Source organism: Treponema socranskii subsp. socranskii VPI DR56BR1116 = ATCC 35536, from assembly GCF_000468115.1.
In the GTDB taxonomy this organism is placed as follows: Bacteria; Spirochaetota; Spirochaetia; order Treponematales; family Treponemataceae; genus Treponema_D; species Treponema_D socranskii.
On the sequence record NZ_AVQI01000023.1, the window covers coordinates 1 to 15,581 of the forward strand.

16 protein-coding genes and 3 pseudogenes are annotated in these 15,581 nt (G+C 36.6%); 3 read left to right on the forward strand and 16 right to left on the reverse strand.

What is annotated here, in order from left to right; genetic code table 11:
* Positions 1 to 206: 206 nt before the first annotated feature.
* From HMPREF0860_RS03965 to HMPREF0860_RS04015, 11 genes and pseudogenes are all read right to left on the reverse strand, one after another.
* Positions 207 to 731 (reverse strand): methyltransferase family protein, encoded by a 525-nt coding sequence (locus tag HMPREF0860_RS03965; RefSeq protein WP_021331292.1) that lies wholly within the window; start codon positions 729 to 731, stop codon positions 207 to 209.
* A complete protein-coding gene (locus tag HMPREF0860_RS03970) occupies positions 721 to 2,439 on the reverse strand; it encodes an ABC transporter ATP-binding protein (RefSeq protein WP_021331288.1) in 1,719 nt (572 codons plus the stop codon). Before HMPREF0860_RS03970 ends, HMPREF0860_RS03965 begins: the two co-directional genes overlap by 11 nt.
* 1 nt (position 2,440) lies before the next feature.
* Positions 2,441 to 4,177 (reverse strand): ABC transporter ATP-binding protein, encoded by a 1,737-nt coding sequence (locus HMPREF0860_RS03975; RefSeq protein WP_021331287.1) that lies wholly within the window; start codon positions 4,175 to 4,177, stop codon positions 2,441 to 2,443.
* An 84-nt stretch (positions 4,178 to 4,261) separates the two neighbouring features.
* Positions 4,262 to 4,925, reverse strand: a pseudogene (locus HMPREF0860_RS03980) (TetR/AcrR family transcriptional regulator).
* A 68-nt stretch (positions 4,926 to 4,993) separates the two neighbouring features.
* Entirely contained in the window at positions 4,994 to 5,401 is a 408-nt protein-coding gene (locus tag HMPREF0860_RS03985; protein ID WP_021331289.1) for a hypothetical protein, read from the reverse strand.
* 180 nt (positions 5,402 to 5,581) lie between these two features.
* Positions 5,582 to 6,076 carry a hypothetical protein gene (locus HMPREF0860_RS03990; RefSeq protein WP_038082183.1) on the reverse strand — a complete coding sequence of 165 codons (495 nt, stop codon included), beginning with the start codon at positions 6,074 to 6,076 and terminating at the stop codon, positions 5,582 to 5,584.
* Entirely contained in the window at positions 6,069 to 6,959 is an 891-nt protein-coding gene (locus HMPREF0860_RS03995; RefSeq protein ID WP_021329994.1) for a hypothetical protein, read from the reverse strand. The genes HMPREF0860_RS03990 and HMPREF0860_RS03995 overlap by 8 nt, the downstream gene beginning before the upstream one ends.
* An 8-nt stretch (positions 6,960 to 6,967) precedes the next feature.
* Positions 6,968 to 7,447 carry a hypothetical protein gene (locus HMPREF0860_RS04000; protein ID WP_038082185.1) on the reverse strand — a complete coding sequence of 160 codons (480 nt, stop codon included), beginning with the start codon at positions 7,445 to 7,447 and terminating at the stop codon, positions 6,968 to 6,970.
* Between the two features lie 126 nt (positions 7,448 to 7,573).
* The gene (locus HMPREF0860_RS04005) at positions 7,574 to 7,921 is read right to left on the reverse strand and encodes a hypothetical protein (protein WP_038082188.1); all 348 of its coding nucleotides are present in this window, start codon (positions 7,919 to 7,921) and stop codon (positions 7,574 to 7,576) included.
* 11 nt (positions 7,922 to 7,932) lie between these two features.
* On the reverse strand, positions 7,933 to 8,709 hold the full coding sequence (locus HMPREF0860_RS04010) for a DNA methyltransferase (protein ID WP_021495513.1): 777 nt from the start codon (positions 8,707 to 8,709) through the stop codon (positions 7,933 to 7,935).
* A complete protein-coding gene (locus HMPREF0860_RS04015; RefSeq protein WP_021495514.1) occupies positions 8,699 to 10,144 on the reverse strand; it encodes an HsdM family class I SAM-dependent methyltransferase in 1,446 nt (481 codons plus the stop codon). The genes HMPREF0860_RS04010 and HMPREF0860_RS04015 overlap by 11 nt, the downstream gene beginning before the upstream one ends.
* A gap of 245 nt (positions 10,145 to 10,389) precedes the next feature.
* Here HMPREF0860_RS04015 and HMPREF0860_RS04020 point away from each other — a divergent pair, with 245 nt between their 5' ends.
* Entirely contained in the window at positions 10,390 to 11,589 is a 1,200-nt protein-coding gene (locus tag HMPREF0860_RS04020) for an integrase catalytic domain-containing protein (protein WP_038081402.1), read from the forward strand.
* A gap of 588 nt (positions 11,590 to 12,177) precedes the next feature.
* On the opposite strand, the gene HMPREF0860_RS04035 is transcribed toward HMPREF0860_RS04020, so the two are convergent.
* The 5 genes and pseudogenes from HMPREF0860_RS04035 to HMPREF0860_RS04050 all read right to left on the reverse strand — a co-directional run bounded on the left by HMPREF0860_RS04035 (position 12,178) and on the right by HMPREF0860_RS04050 (position 14,453).
* Complete coding sequence (locus tag HMPREF0860_RS04035; RefSeq protein WP_021495516.1) at positions 12,178 to 13,038, reverse strand: hypothetical protein; 861 nt, start codon at positions 13,036 to 13,038, stop codon at positions 12,178 to 12,180.
* 197 nt (positions 13,039 to 13,235) lie between these two features.
* Positions 13,236 to 13,418: pseudogene (locus HMPREF0860_RS13540) on the reverse strand (tyrosine-type recombinase/integrase); the annotation flags it as partial.
* Positions 13,419 to 13,581: 163 nt separating this feature from the next.
* Positions 13,582 to 13,902, reverse strand: coding sequence for a TfoX/Sxy family protein (locus HMPREF0860_RS04040; RefSeq protein WP_021330888.1), 321 nt, complete (start codon positions 13,900 to 13,902; stop codon positions 13,582 to 13,584).
* Positions 13,903 to 13,926: 24 nt separating this feature from the next.
* Positions 13,927 to 14,193, reverse strand: a complete 267-nt coding sequence (locus HMPREF0860_RS04045; RefSeq protein WP_021495511.1) for a Txe/YoeB family addiction module toxin — start codon at positions 14,191 to 14,193, stop codon at positions 13,927 to 13,929.
* Complete coding sequence (locus tag HMPREF0860_RS04050) at positions 14,193 to 14,453, reverse strand: type II toxin-antitoxin system RelB/DinJ family antitoxin (protein WP_002681992.1); 261 nt, start codon at positions 14,451 to 14,453, stop codon at positions 14,193 to 14,195. The genes HMPREF0860_RS04045 and HMPREF0860_RS04050 overlap by 1 nt, the downstream gene beginning before the upstream one ends.
* Positions 14,454 to 14,635: 182 nt before the next feature.
* Here HMPREF0860_RS04050 and HMPREF0860_RS04055 point away from each other — a divergent pair, with 182 nt between their 5' ends.
* Together HMPREF0860_RS04055 and HMPREF0860_RS13760 are read left to right on the forward strand one after the other, a co-directional pair.
* On the forward strand, positions 14,636 to 15,229 hold the full coding sequence (locus HMPREF0860_RS04055; protein WP_021330890.1) for a TetR/AcrR family transcriptional regulator: 594 nt from the start codon (positions 14,636 to 14,638) through the stop codon (positions 15,227 to 15,229).
* 166 nt (positions 15,230 to 15,395) lie between these two features.
* A pseudogene (locus tag HMPREF0860_RS13760) lies at positions 15,396 to 15,533 on the forward strand (MATE family efflux transporter); the annotation flags it as partial.
* Between the last annotated feature and the right edge of the window lie 48 nt (positions 15,534 to 15,581).

The window sequence follows — 15,581 nt, forward strand, 5'->3', positions numbered from 1 at the left end:
AGAGCGCTCAAGCCGGAAAGCACGAGCGGCAGCGACAAAAGCCCTCTGCTCTTTCCCGCATAGCTTAAAAGCCGCTTGATAGTCTGCTGCTTTGCGGGATTGCGTTCCGCGTGCGGCTCCGCCTGCGTTCGGTTTTCCGTCCGATTTTCCGATGCCCTTTTTTTGTTTCATTCATATAATAATTCTCCCGATTATCAATTACCCGTTCATCCTCTTTTCCACGGAATAAAGCGGTTGACCCGTTTGCAATACGCCGCATATTCATCGCCGAAGCGTTCGATAAGCCATTTTTCTTCCGTCAGCTTCATAAATACGGTAAGGTACAGCCAAAAAAGCGGCGGTAAAATCAACACGTACCGATTCCGGCAAAACAGCAGTACGCCGGTACAAATAAATAAAAATGCCGAATAAATGGGATTGCGCACAAGGGCATACACGCCGTCGGTTGCAAGCCGATTCGATTTTATCTTGATGTCGATGCGCGCGCCGAATACCGCGGCGCACCACAACGCAACGCCGCCTGCAATACACAGGATTCCGGCAATGACAAAAAGAATCGCGGCCGGCGTGCCGTTCACTTTTCCGCCGGCAAACATATCGAATTTGACAAGCGCAATGCCCGCAGCCGTAAATGCAATCATAATTGCAATGCACACCGGTCCGATGCCCATCACCGGAAGATGCTCTTGCGGAGCAGGCGGTAAAATTTTATCCTTCCGTTTAATAAACATACGTCTCCGTCAAACCCGACTTTTCAATCATGTCGCGGTAGAGCGGTGAGGTTTTTAGGAGTTCAGCGTGTGTACCTTCCGCATCGATTTTGCCCTTATTCATTACGATGATTTTATCGACGTTTTCGATCGACTTTAAGCGGTGCGAAATGATAATCACCGTTTTGCCTTTTATGAGCGTGTTGAGGCTTTCCTGAATGTTCATTTCGTTTTCAACGTCGAGCGAAGCGCTGATTTCGTCGAGGATGATAATCGGCGCGTTTTTCAAAAGGGCGCGGGCTATGGAAAGACGTTGCCGCTCTCCGCCTGAAAGCCTGCTGCCGTTTTCACCGATGACCGTATTATAGCCGTCCGGCAAAGCTTCGATAAACTCGGTGCAGTTTGCAAGGCGCGCGGCTTCTTTTACTTCGTCATCGTTTGCGTTTTTGTTTCCGACGCGGATGTTTTCCATAATCGACGTATTAAAAAGTCCGACATCCTGAAACACAATCGAAATTTTATCGAAAAGGCTGTCGGTGTCGATCTTTGCAATGTCTTTGCCGTCGATGAGGATTTGTCCCTTATCGTAATCATAAAGACGGGATGCAAGCCGGAGTACGGTTGTTTTGCCGCAGCCGGACGGGCCGACAAGCGCGGTAACGCGGTTTTGTTCGGCAGTAAACGAAATGCCGTCGATAACCTTTTGCCCACTGTTATACGAAAACTCAACATCTTTAAATTGAATACCGTAATGCTGCAAAGAAGCGGGTTCGCCTTCCTGCGTTTTTGTTTCACGCAGCTCGTTTATGCGCTTAACGCGCGAATCGATATACATCATTTCGGCAAGGTTTGCTTCAACGCCTGCAACCGCATCCACAACACGGGAAGCGGCGATAATATAGCCGATAAGATACAAAAGCGGTGCCGTTCCTGCCAAATACATTTTTAGTCCGAAAAATACGGTAACGCCGATGGAAAACTTTAAAAACAGCAGTGCAATATTGAGGGGAATCGCTTGATGCGCTTCTACAACCAAATGCAGTTTTTCCGCTTCGTCGACATTGCGATTCAATTTTGCCGCAACCGTATCCGTGAGCCCGTAGCTTTTAATTTCCTGTTGAAGCTCTATTGTCTCCTGAAAAAATTCCGAACGTTCACGCTGCTTATGAAAGTCGCGCGTCGTTTCCCGTATTTGAATTTTTTTCGACAAGATTAACAGAATAAAACTGATGATAATCGGAACAAACACGCACAAGCCCAATCCCGGGTGTGCGGCAATCATCATCGCGCCGATTACAATCAAATACAACACAAGACCGATTGTTTGCGGAATTGCGTGGCTGAGGGCATGTTCGATTGCGGCAACGTCGGTCATCACCGTTTGCGACAAATCGGAAACGTCGTGCTTCGAAAAATACGCAAGCGGCAGGGCTTTGAGCCGGTCGGCAATGTTGACGCGCAGTTCCGTGCATTCTTTGAACGTCGCCGTGTAGAGCGTGTTGTAATTGATATGCACGAGCACATACATCACAAACGCAAGAGCCGCGATAATACCGATATAAAATCCCGCCGGCCGCAGTGTTCCGTCAAAATAACTTTGCAGGAAAAACATTGTCAAAAACATCGGTAAAATAAACGAAATATCCGCAAGCATCGACCATACCGACGCAGTAACTATTCCTTTTGCACCCGATTCGGTAACCCCGAACCATTTTTGTAATTTAGTCATATTACACCCTCCAGTCATTTGCCTTAGAATACAGCTTTTGCAGCCGGCTGTACTTTCCGCCTTTTTGTATAAGTTCGGCGTCGCTGCCGCGCTCGACGATGTTTCCGTCTTCGACAACCAAAATTTCATCGACATTTTTAATCGAGCTGAGGCGGTGCGCGATCATAATAACCGTTTTGTTTTTCATCAAATTGGAAAAGGCCTGCTGAATTTCGTATTCGTTTTCGGGGTCGGCGGCAGCGGACGCTTCGTCCAAAATGATGATATCCGCGTTTTTCAAAATAGCGCGGGCGATCGCAACACGCTGAATTTCTCCGCCGGATAAGTGTACGCCCTTTGAACCGATAATCGTTTTTTCACGTTCGGGGAATTTTGCCAAAATATCTTCGCAGCGGGCAAGCCGAAGCGCATTCATCACTTCTTCATCGCTTGCATGTTTATTACCCATTTTGACGTTTTCAAAAATGCTCGTTTTAAAAAGCTTCGATGTTTGAAACACAAAGGCGATACTGTGCATGAGCGCATTTTTTGAATATGACGAAATGTTCTTTCCGCCGATTAAAATTTCACCCGAATTTATTTTATAAAAACCCGAAATCAATTTTGCTATTGTACTTTTTCCGCCGCCTGAAGAGCCGACCAGCGCGTAGGTTTTGTTCGGTTCCAACGTAAAACTCACGTCTTTTAAAATCTTTTCGTCGGTATAGCCGAACGAAACGTTTTTAAATTCGATTCCGAAGTTGTCAAACTTTTCTTCCGTGCCGTGTTCGAGATTGTCTTTTTCCATGTCTGCAAAAAGATTTTCGAGCTTATCCACAACGCTTTTTGCCTGAAAGTTGTACATTCCGACATACATAACGCGCATAAATGCCGAAAAAAGAATGCCGGCAATACACACAAAAAAGACGATTTTTGCAATGATGAGATTTCCGTCGGCACCCTTATTCATAAAATAAACAGCGGCAGGAATCGTAAAGACGGCAAACAGGTTAAACAACACTTGAAACATCACATACGGAGAACGACAGCTGAGCGTGTACTTGTATGCCAAATCGGAATAGCCGGTAATCGCTTCGTAAAACGCTTTGAAAGATTCAACGGTGCTTTTAAAGATTTTTACAATCTGCATACCGCGCACATATTCGACCGCTTCCGCATTCATCCGCTCCAACGCCGCTTGATACTTCTGCATAAAGTTTTTATTGCCCATCATAAACATCATCTGTACACCGCCGATAAGGGCAACGGCAACCAGTAAAAGACCGAGCTTTACATCGACCGCAAACACGATGATAAACATAAAAATCGGCGTAAACAATGCGGAAATATTGTCGGGAATTAAATGCGCAACCAGCATGTGCGTTTCCTGTGCATTGTCGTCAATGAGCTTTCGGATTTTTCCCGACGGATTCATATCGAAAAACGCAAACGATGCATTCATCAAATGTTTGATTGCGGTTTTGCGCAAATTCGATTCAAGCCGAAAGCCGAGCACGTGCGATGCCCATAACGCGCCGAAGTATACGATCGAATAGCCTGCCAACAGCGAAACGATCACCGTTGCGTACATCGAGCCGTCCGTAACGTTTTTGGTAACCAAAAGCGCGTACAAAAACTTCCATAAAAACCAAAATGCCCCCATCTGAGAAGCGACGCCCAGCACGGCGCACACCGCCGAAATATACACGCAATGTATTTTTTCCGGCGTATATTTAAACAATCTTTTATATGTGTCCATTCAGACCTCCTATACCGTTAATTCAATGTGTAATTGTTAATTTGTAATGAGTAATTGCGCACGCTTTAAATTATCCATTACCCATTAACCCTTTACTTGCTCCATCCAATATTGTTTCCAGCCGGCACAATGGTATACGTTAAAATCGAGCACATATTCCATCGCTTCCGATTTTTTTAAATTATGATAAAAAATCTCTTTTAAATTTTCACAGTGAGACGTTACCATAACGTGAATAAAAAATCGTATGCGGCGCGACATTTTAACGCCGTCTTGTTTCAGCCATCGAAGTGTTTCACGCTCGATTAAATCGATTGCTTTATCAAAAATGCGCTCATAGGAGCTTCCCTTCGAACAGCAGACAATCAGTTTCATCGCATCCCAATTATCGTAAAAAAAATCCACCATTTTTAAGAACCGGCGTTGCGATAGTTCGATAATTGCTGAAAGCTCGCTTGTTTTCATACCGAAATTTTCAGCGTCGAATACATTGCGATGCGCTACTATGTCTAAAAATTCGTCGAACACACCGCTTACAAGAGCTTCGAATATGCCGTCCTTGTTATCAAAAAGGTTATACAGTGCCCCCGTCGTAACCCCTGCCTTTTCGGCGATAGTGCGCACATTGGTATCTGCAAAGCCGTTGGCAAAAAACTCCTGTTTTGCAGCGCGTAAAATCTTTGCCCGTGTGTTCAGTTCATCTTTATCGGCTAATATTTTTTCCATAATAGTTATCCATATTTGTCATAACATTTCTACTAATCGATAACAATGTTACTAAAAAGAGATGGAAATGTCAAGTATACCTGATATTTTTTATTTTTCTAATTCTTTAATCAAATCCGAAATGTATTTTTTCTGCATACTTTTTAAATTCATACATATATATGAAAATATTTCCATAATAGGATTTTTTATATTCACGATTTCTGTGAACAAGATTTTCGTTTCTTTTTCCGAAAGTTCCTGAAAATACCCAATCCAATGTCCTCGAAAATATTTATTTTCCATATCAAATTCATACAAACTATACGGTTTTATCGCTGTTATTATAAAAACTGTTTGTATGCCATTTTTTGATACTTCTATAAATTTATGATGAGGTTCAATAATTTTTATTTCCGAAATATCACTCCGCCACGAATAATGTTCATTATCGGTTATTATTTTCCAAATACTTTTTATGTTACTCTGGATTATAGTTTCAAATATTGATTTTCTCATATCCCTTCACTCCAATGTTGACGGCATTGCCGTCAATCAATCTAACATCTACCGCTTAACCTGCATTTGCGGCTCGTACGCAATGTCAGCGTTGAAGCGGGTGTTAGACATTCTCTTTATCCATTCTTTTTTAACATACCTATCCACGTTTTTAAGAAATATTAATTATAAAAATTTTTATTATATTTTAGGTATCATACTTGATAATTCTGGTGAATTAGAAGATGTATTCCAAATAGAAATCTTCATTTTCTTTATACGTTTTCCATCTCCATAATCTAGTAAATCTTCTCTTTTAAAAATGTTTAGTAATTTATTTAATGTACCTAATCCTGCTGAAGTCATTAAAAAAGCTTCTTCAGGATCGATTAACTTACAATATGCCCATAATTGACCTAAATCCCTTAATGTTAAATTAGTTTTTTTCGCTTCAATAAAAAATAGTTTTATTGTATTCCCTCTTTTCGCTATTCCTAAAACATCTATTTGGACATCTACGCCAACGGCAAGTTTATTCACTATATCATACTTAGCTAAAACTCTATCTAATCTTTCTGAATGGGCATCTACAGTGATAATTTTATATCCTTTGTAATTATCTTCCAAATACCTTTGCAACCAATTTTTCATTGGTAAATATAATTCAAATTCACTTTTTATATTTCTCTTATTCATGATAGCCTAGCTCCCTCGCTATTTCCGTCCATGAATTGAAATGCTTACCCCTAATTGTTATTGGGATAAAATCATCGTCTTCTCCTGGGTGAGGTGGTTTAATTTTATTCAATTTTCTTTTTGATTCCCAAAAGTATTTATGAGTTTTCTTTTTTAAATCTTTGCCAAGTTTTCTATATGCAGCAATTAATTCATCCGAAAACATGTCCAATGCTTGTTGTTTGTGTATAATTCCAAAGCCAATTGGATTAAACTCATTTGCCCATATTTTTACTTGATGTTCTTTTTTCCAAAAATTAACTTGACCTGCTTTATACTTTTTCAAATCACCATCTCGCATATTAGGATGTGCCCAATCAATCGTTTGCACAGGGATATCGGTTGATTTTAATAAATTACATATATCTATTACCATTTGCCAATTATGTGGTATTTCTAAATAAACTCTGTGCTCATATTTATGAAAATATGCATTACTCCTCCTGATATACCCTGTAACATCTGCAAATCCTTTTAAAAATTGTCTGCGTTCATCCACACTACACTCAAAAATATCTTCATGGATAGATATATCATTATGTGATACAGCATTACCAATAAACCTATTTATTTCGCGTATTAAATAATCAGTATTAGGTTTAGTGAAAGACAAAACGGTTGATGAATAGTTTTGAATAAAATCTAGTCCTGCACCGATTAAAGGTTCAATAGTCTTTCTAATATCTGCAATACTTGCCTTTACATAAAGTTTCACATCGTGGACTTCTTCTGTTTCCAATTTTTTATGTGGTATTTCAATAGATATTATAGTATTAACTGAAGTCCTCTGAATTTCACCATTTCCACATATCATTCCCAGCATATATGCCATTTCTGTATTCATAATTAATCTTATCCTTTATATCCATCTTTAAAAGATTTGATTTCTTCATCATCAAAAATCTTATTCATAACCTCAACTATCAAATCTCTATCTTGATTCGAACCGGGAACAAACCCAATATAAAAACATGCCTCTATAAATCTGCTTCCTGTGATTCTCATTTTATCATCATTCTGTAACCTTCTTTTTAATTCAACAGGCATATTTCTTATAGAATTAAAATATATTCGGTACTGCTTATCCCATTTCATAGCATTTCCACCAGACGTACTACCCATTGTTATTGGATAATTTGGTATAACTCTTAAAATTTCTGATATCTGCTTTTCTGGTATTTCTGCATCTATTCTACGAGCATGTCTTAAAATATAACCTATTGAATAGCACAGATTATTTACTGTCTTAAAATAGATATCTTCTGCTCTTCCGTCCAAAAAAGATTCATAATTATAACCTCTTTGAGATAAAACGCTTCTTAATGTGAACATAATCTTCCCCTATTTTTTTATAATGATTAATATATATTCATGGACTTTATTTATACGATATTTATATGGATAACATAAGGTTCTCATATTATTTATTCACTTATTATTCAAAACAAACTCCTTATTCTAATTGTATCCAAGTCGATATCCATTATCAAATAAATAATAGACTAATTGATTATCATCTAATCTATAAGTAAATTCATTTGATTTATAATTTTTGTTATTATATTTTCTTTCATTCCAATAAGTAGGAATATTTGAAATATCATTAAAATATATTCTCAGTTCTATTCCCCATTTATCGACATCTCCTAGTAGACATATACCATAATCTCCAACAGAAACAGATTCATTATATTTACTATTGTACTTTTGAATGAAAGCCATCATCTTATCTTTCCTTCCTTCAGCATCAATAAATATACGCTGCTTGTTGCTGACTAAAAAATTATAAAACTCTTCATTGTACATAGCAAATCCTCCTATTTTTTTATAAAAATCAATATATATTCATGAACTTTATTTATACGATATTTATATGGATATCCTAAAGGTCTCATATTATTATAATCCTGCTGTCTATCCCAAATTATAATATCATCGAATATATATTCCTGATTTTGTAATTCGCTTGCCAAATCACTATGAAGTGGATAAAAATTACTTTTTTTTCTAATATCCATAACATTTATTAAGCAATATGCCCCAGGTTTCAAAATTCTGTTGACTTTAAAAAATAATCTTCCCAATTCATTTATAAAAGTAGTATAGTCAGATATATTCCCCATATCGTTAGATTTTTTGGAATAATTTACATTCCGTTTTCCATCAGCGCTCCGTTTCATATTTAGTATGTCCCAATAAGGTGGAGACGTTATGCACAAATCAAATGAATTTTCTTTCAATTTATCCAATTCGGAAAAACTGTCTCCATTAATAATTTTAATTTTTTTATCATCTCCAATTCTTTTTTTTGCAACCCTGCAAAATTCTTTTGACAAATCTATACCTACAGCTTTACGTTTAAGATTATGTGCTGCAACAAGACTAGAACCTATTCCATTGAACGGATCTATTATAAAAGCATCATTTTTTGAAAAAGTCTTTATAAGCTTTTCGCACAAAGAAACAGGGTATGAAGCTGGATGCCCCATACCTTTTTCTTCTTTAGTCTTAGTCAAATTTCTCCATATGCTAAAAGAATTTTGAAGCCACTCTTTTCCAGATAAATTATTACATTTTTTTTCTTCATTTATCATTATGCCACCGCTTCGACTGTATACTTTTCATTTGAAAATCTATATGTAATCTTTCATTTTCAGATATATTATAAGTCTTATATATCAAATCATTTAAAGATTCCAGCATATCAAACCAACTTTCACTCATATAATCAATTTTTTCTAATGATTTGACAATGCTTATTATCTTAGAAAATGTATTGTCCTTTATGATTAGAGGTAACTTTTTTAAGTATTTTGCATCTGTGTGCATCGTAAGTTTTGAATTATTATAACAAAACTTAAGCAAATAATAATTACATAAATTAGAATGTAAAAATCCCAATATATACCGACACATTTTTTCATCGCCATCAGTAAAAACAGTTACTGTCTCTGTAGCTTCAAGGTTTCCTGCAAAACTTGCAATTATACCTGCTTCAGCACTATAAATATTCTGTATAAATACTTTATTTCCCTTCTTAGGAACTTCAATATTTTTGAATGAAAATTTACGTATATCCTTTCCAGCTATCGCTTTATCAGACTTCGACTTTCCTCTACCCACATATCCAGTACATATGTTACTAAATTTTTGATATGTGCCTTCCAATTTTTTATAGATTGTAAAATCTTCTTCGCTGCCAAATAATAAAATTTCATCTTTATAAAAGCTTTGAGAAACTTCTAGTTTCTTGACAAATTCATAGCTTTCATACTTGTATATAGAAATATTATTATTGTTCATAAATTTATTTTCTAAAGTTAATACAATCTGTTCTCCTCTAACATTTTTGAAATACTTGCCTATATCTAAAATAGAAACAATTTTTTTCTCATTTAAAATTATTTTTCTTAACATTGAATATGAAGCAATGTGAAGAAAATTTTTAGGTATAATGTAGGATATTGTTCCATTTGATTTAATTAAATCAAATGCTCTATACATTGCAGCAATAAATAAGTTACTACCTGAATCCTTTACTTTTCTTAAAAACAAGTAATCAGATGTATCAATCATAATATCTTTTGCAATAGGTGCATACGGCGGATTTCCAATAATTGCATCAACCGGCTCTGATAAATTGAATTTATTCAAAATATACTCAGCATCATTGCCAAGTGTATCCAATGTTCTAATGTTGTTTGTGTCTATATTTTTTTTTGCTAACAAAATTGCACCTTTATCAATATCAGCTCCATATATTTTTTCATACCCTAATTCTTTTGCCTCTGTAAGAAAATTTCCCGTTCCACAACATGGATCTAAAATTACGGAACTTTTTGGTAAATCTAAAAATTTAACAATATGGCTTGCTAAATCTATATCTGTATAAAAAATACCTTTTTCTTTTCTATAGGTGGGTTCGAGTGAAATTTCATAATTTTTACTTATAAGGGAATAATTTTTTACTCTCATTTTCATTAGCCCTATGTCTGATTGCCTTTCGTAAACAACAATACTAAAAAGCATGTAATTATCGACAAAAGTACAACAATACGTTCTGACTTTTGTGGGATGTCATGCTCTATTCTATAAATCCAGTATTTTACATCAGTCTATTTCACTAATAACTTCGGCAAACACATATATCTATTCTACCCGTTTTCTTATAAATTTTCTATCCCGCGCATTGCATCACGTTAAATCTAACCGAAAAAAAAGCTGTTCATCACGTAAAAATCTAACCCAAAATAGAAGCCCGAAGGAAGGGCAAGATGGGGTTAGACATGAAAACGAAAAAGAAATTGACCGAAGAAACGGCCAAACGCTACTGTACGGCAAACAAGAAGCGCAAGACGAAAATCATCGACGAGTTCACCGCAACCACCGGCTACAACCGAAAATACGCCATTCACATCCTCAAAAATACTGCGCACATAAAAATAACGCACTTCAACAACGTCGAGAAAAAGAGCGTACAGATCATCAAAAAGCCGCGTAAAAAGCGGCATTATGAAAAATACTACGGACAAGACGTGCAGAAAGAAGTTATTCATTTGTGGATATTTTCAATGTACCTGTGCGCAAAAAGATTGGTACCCTTTATCCGCGACAATATCGATTACCTTGCGCACAAGTTCGGCTATACTGAACAACTGAAAACAAAACTTGCTCGCATATCAAGCGCAACGGTCGGTAGGATCATCAAGCCGGAAATCCCCAAGCATTCCATCCGCGGTATTGCAACGACACGGCCGGCACAGAATCTCAATAAACTCATTCCGATCCGCACCTTCTTCGATTGGGACGAACGAAAACCCGGCTTTTTCGAATCCGATACGGTCGCTCATTGCGGTACAACTACTGAAGGACAATATATTTGTACGCTTACGCTTACCGACGTACATTCAGGATGGACGGAAAATCGTGCGCTTTTGAATAAAGCTCATCGTTGGGTCAAAGAAGCGACGGAGGACGTGAGAATACACTTACCCTTTGCTATGAAAGGTATCGATAGCGATAACGGGCGTGAGTTCAAAAACATACAGCTTTTGCAGTGGTGTGAAGTAAATCACATTACGTTCACCCGAAGCCGGTCGTACAAGAAGAATGACAACTGTTTTGTTGAACAGAAAAACGACAGCGTGGTCAGACGTATTGTCGGCTACTATCGATTTGAGGGAGAAGCATCTCGTGCTGTTATGGCTGAATTGTATGAAAACTATAACAAGCTCGTTAACTTCTTTTTCCCTTCGATGAAGATTATTGCAAAGGAACGAGTAGACGCAAAGGTTATAAAGAAATATGATGCGGCGAAGACTCCCTACCGAAGGCTGATGGAAAGTGCTGATGTAAGTGAGGCGGTAAAAGCTGAGCTTTTCAGGAGGAAGAACAGATTGGATTTACAACAGCTGCTTGTCAAAACGCAGCTGTTGCAGCGTAAGCTTATCGCTATGGCAGTACAACGGTCATAGCTACGGTTAGATTTTTACTTGAGGAAATACGTCCCTCTTAATTATAAACTGTCGATTAAAATATAAATAATATTAATGAGTAAGTGCAAAAAACAATCTCGCCCGAAAGATATGTCTAACGGGGCGGCGGATAAGCTGCAAGAAGTGAGAAAGCCGTAAGGCTTTTGAGCTTCGCCGTCAGCTTAATCCGCGTGTTGGACGGCGCTGTGCGCCGGACGACAGGCGGAGATTCCGCCGCCCCGTTGAACGGGCGCGCAGCGTCCGTTCAACATTGTTTTAAACCGCATTTTTGCATACGCAAAAATGTCGGCTTTGAAAACTGTGTTATGTGTATTATTCAATTTTAGGTGAAAAAAAAATGATAGTCATTCAACAATTTTTTCGTAGTTTTTTTTATATAATTAATACGTTTAGATAAATCCTTAAACGGGTAATTTAACCAAATGTCTTCATATTTTATTCTTGGTATTGTATATAATGACAAATAAACTTCTTTTTTAATTGGAATATGATGTTTTGTATTTTTCTCATAAATATAAGAGCCTTCAAAAGTGTTAAAAATAACAAAATCTAATTTTGATTTTTTCGTTAGCTTTCCGTCATATTCCATTTTGTATGGTTTTTATAACTTGGGCAATACAACCCAATATTAAAAGGTATATTCTCATTCTTTTTTGAGTACATTGCAAACCAAATATTACCTGTATATATATCGGAATGAAATATTTGAAAAGGTTTTCCATGATTATCTAATAAATTCAAATCAGAAAATAGTGGATTAACAAAATCGACAAATAAAATATTTACAGCATTATCTTCAAACTGATCTTCATCCTCTTTTATTGAATTTAATTTACTTAAAACTTCTGAACCTATAGAATCAATATCTTGTCTTTGCGGTAATCCAAAAGGAGCTATTTCTTTTTCAGTAATCGAAATACTTTTACTTCTAGTAGTACCATGGTCGATGGTCGTTCGTTTAGGGTCATCTCTTCCCAAAGGTGTATTTATTTCAATACAAACGTTTATTTCTCTTTTATTCATTATTATGCGACTTTTAAAATCACATCCTTTTGTATTCTGATTCATACATTGAAGATTTTTTCCAAATTCTGAAAGTTTTAGAACTGAATAGGCTCTTAACTCACCTAAATTTGACGAAATCTGTTTTCTTTCTTTAGATTTTTTTATTTCATTTAATTTACTATAGAACCAGGGCTTATTTACTTCATCACGTTCATTTATCGTAAATGCTTCTTCTATTTGCCATAGGAAACGATAAGTCGTTTCATTTTTTTCAATAGTTTGTTTTTCAAAAGATTTTAATATGTGATTTCCAGCTAGATGCCTTAAAAAACTCCTAAAGTTCTTAAAGTTCTCCCATGAAATATCATTTAATTCCTTTAAATATTGGTTTATATATTCTTCTTTTTCTTCTATTTTTTTCATACGTTTTACCTCTCGTGTACTAGTGGTGTGTCCACATAACACTCTTTTGACTGTTCCTCATAATATCATAAAAAAGACTCGTTTTCAATTTAAACTGCTACAGATTAGAAAAGCAATATTTTTCTACCATAACATCCGCCGGAATGCATCAGCAACAGGCAGATTAGGCCTATCTTCACTAAATGGGATGAAAAAAATTACAGCCTAGCTATAGGGCTCTGCACAACAAGACCGCCGCGGTTGAGGATATGGGGGCAAGCTATAGTTGTTCTAACATCGCTGTGACCAAGAAATTCTTGGATAGTACGGATATCGTAACCGGATTCCAGTAGATGTGTTGCAAATGAGTGGCGGAACGTGTGGCAGCCGATTCGTGCGGGAGGGTTTAATACACTCGGTGCTCTGTGTTGTAATAAAGGATATGAAAACCGATTGCAACCAGCTTAAAACAGCTTCGTGCGAAGGGGGTGTTGATTATTTTTAATATCGCTTAGTCTAAAACTTAATGTGGAACAGCTCCATAGTATAAATACCCCACGTTTTTCATTTCCCCCTTTTCCCTTTCGGCGCCGGTAATTCATCATACATTGCATTAAACAAGCCTGTTATAAATGCTTTGTCATCAACTTCGTCTACTAAAAGCATTTCTTTTGCGCCCTGATACGGCAATTCGTAGGAAGCGTTCGGCATATACGCAATTGCCGACGGAACCGCTTTTACCAGTAAGCGGTCATCGTAGATACCGCCTACAATTTTATCTCGATAGTAAATGATAAATTCTCCCATCATTGCGCGATAGCGTATGTCTTGCAATTCCGATAACTGTTCCAAAATAAAATCTAAATATGTTTTACTCGATGCCATAATTACCGATGCCTTACGATTTTTTTATTGATTATAATGTGTACCGCACTGAACAATATATAATTTATTATCTTCAACTTTATATACAAGTCGATTTGCCGCATCTATTCTTCTACTCCAATACCCTGATAATTCATGCTTTAATGGTTCAGGTTGTCCTTTTCCCTTATCAATACCATTTCTTTCAATATCTTTAATTAAATCATGTGTACTTTTTATCAATTTTTGCTGATGTTTATCAAAAAGGCGGCAATAATCTTTCCATGCAATATCAGACCAAACTTTTACCATCAGTCAGTTTCCTTCAGTTCATGAATTTGACATTTTCCGGTTTCAATCTGATGTATACTTTTACGCAAATATTTCATATTTTCTTCCGAATAAATATACGGATCCTCGGATGCTTTCAGTGCAAAGGGCAGGCCATTTTCCCGAATCGTGGCCTTTACAAAAGAATTGATAGCCGAAGAAATATTGATTCCCATAGAATCACAGATTCGTTCAAAACTTATTTTATCGTTCTGTGTAATTTTTGCTGATATCGTAGTCATTTATAATACCTCTTACTACAATGTAATACATAAGCTTCCAAAAATCAAGTATCCTGTCTGTTAAAAATTTAATTTTCGCGCTGTTTGCAAAAGTGTTTTTTTACTTGACACTACTTAATAATAACGCTATATTAAAAACCGACAATGATGTCGGTTTTTTCTAGACAAGGGGGAACTTTATTTTGAAAGAAGAAAAACAAAAAGTCGGACAGATGAGAAAAAGAGAAATTCGAGAAGCCGCAAAAAAATGCTTTTTAGATAAAGGCTTTCAGAATACAACAATGGAAGATGTCATTACTGAAATAGGTATGAGTAGAGGCGGCGTGTATCATCATTATGCAAGTACAACTGAAATGCTAAAAGACTTAATGCTTGATGGAAATGAATACAGAAATAGCTTGATAACCGAATATTTAGCGCATAATCGGAGCAAAGATAAATATCGGCAAATGGGTGATATTTTAACAAGTAAGGCATTAGCGAAAACCGATTTAATGAAGCTGTACGCACTTCTTTTGCAAGCAAAAAACTATAATCGGGATTTGGAAGATTTATATCAAGAACTAAAATTGCACACAACTAAAGCACTTGATCTCATTGCAAAGAAACTGGGAATTACGGCACATATTTTTAAGGATGGTTTTTTAGTTCATTACATTAACGGTTTAATCGTGAGTTCGGAAGTGCTTAATGCACGGAATTCTTTTGATGCTCATAAGAAGTATATAAAAGAAACAATCATACAATACATTATTGATCTTGAAAAAAATAACTAAACCAATAAGGAAATTTGAAAATAAGAAATCAACAACCCCGACGCGAGCGTCGGGGTATGTTGTTCTCATAAGGTGGTTGCAGTCAGCTTTAATACCCTTTGTTACGACGCAGAGCGTCGGGGTATTAAACCCTCCGCACGAATAATATTTTAAGAGGTGAGTTGCAATGAAACAAGATATGAAAACACAGCTATTAACTAAAAGTCCTAAAGAATTGTTATTCAAGTTAGCCATCCCGGGAATAATCGGAATGCTGGTTATCGGCCTGTACCCGTTTATGGATGGGATATTTGCAGGGCAGATTGCAAATGGGGTTCGTCCGAAGTAAAAACAAACCGATGAAACTGCTTCG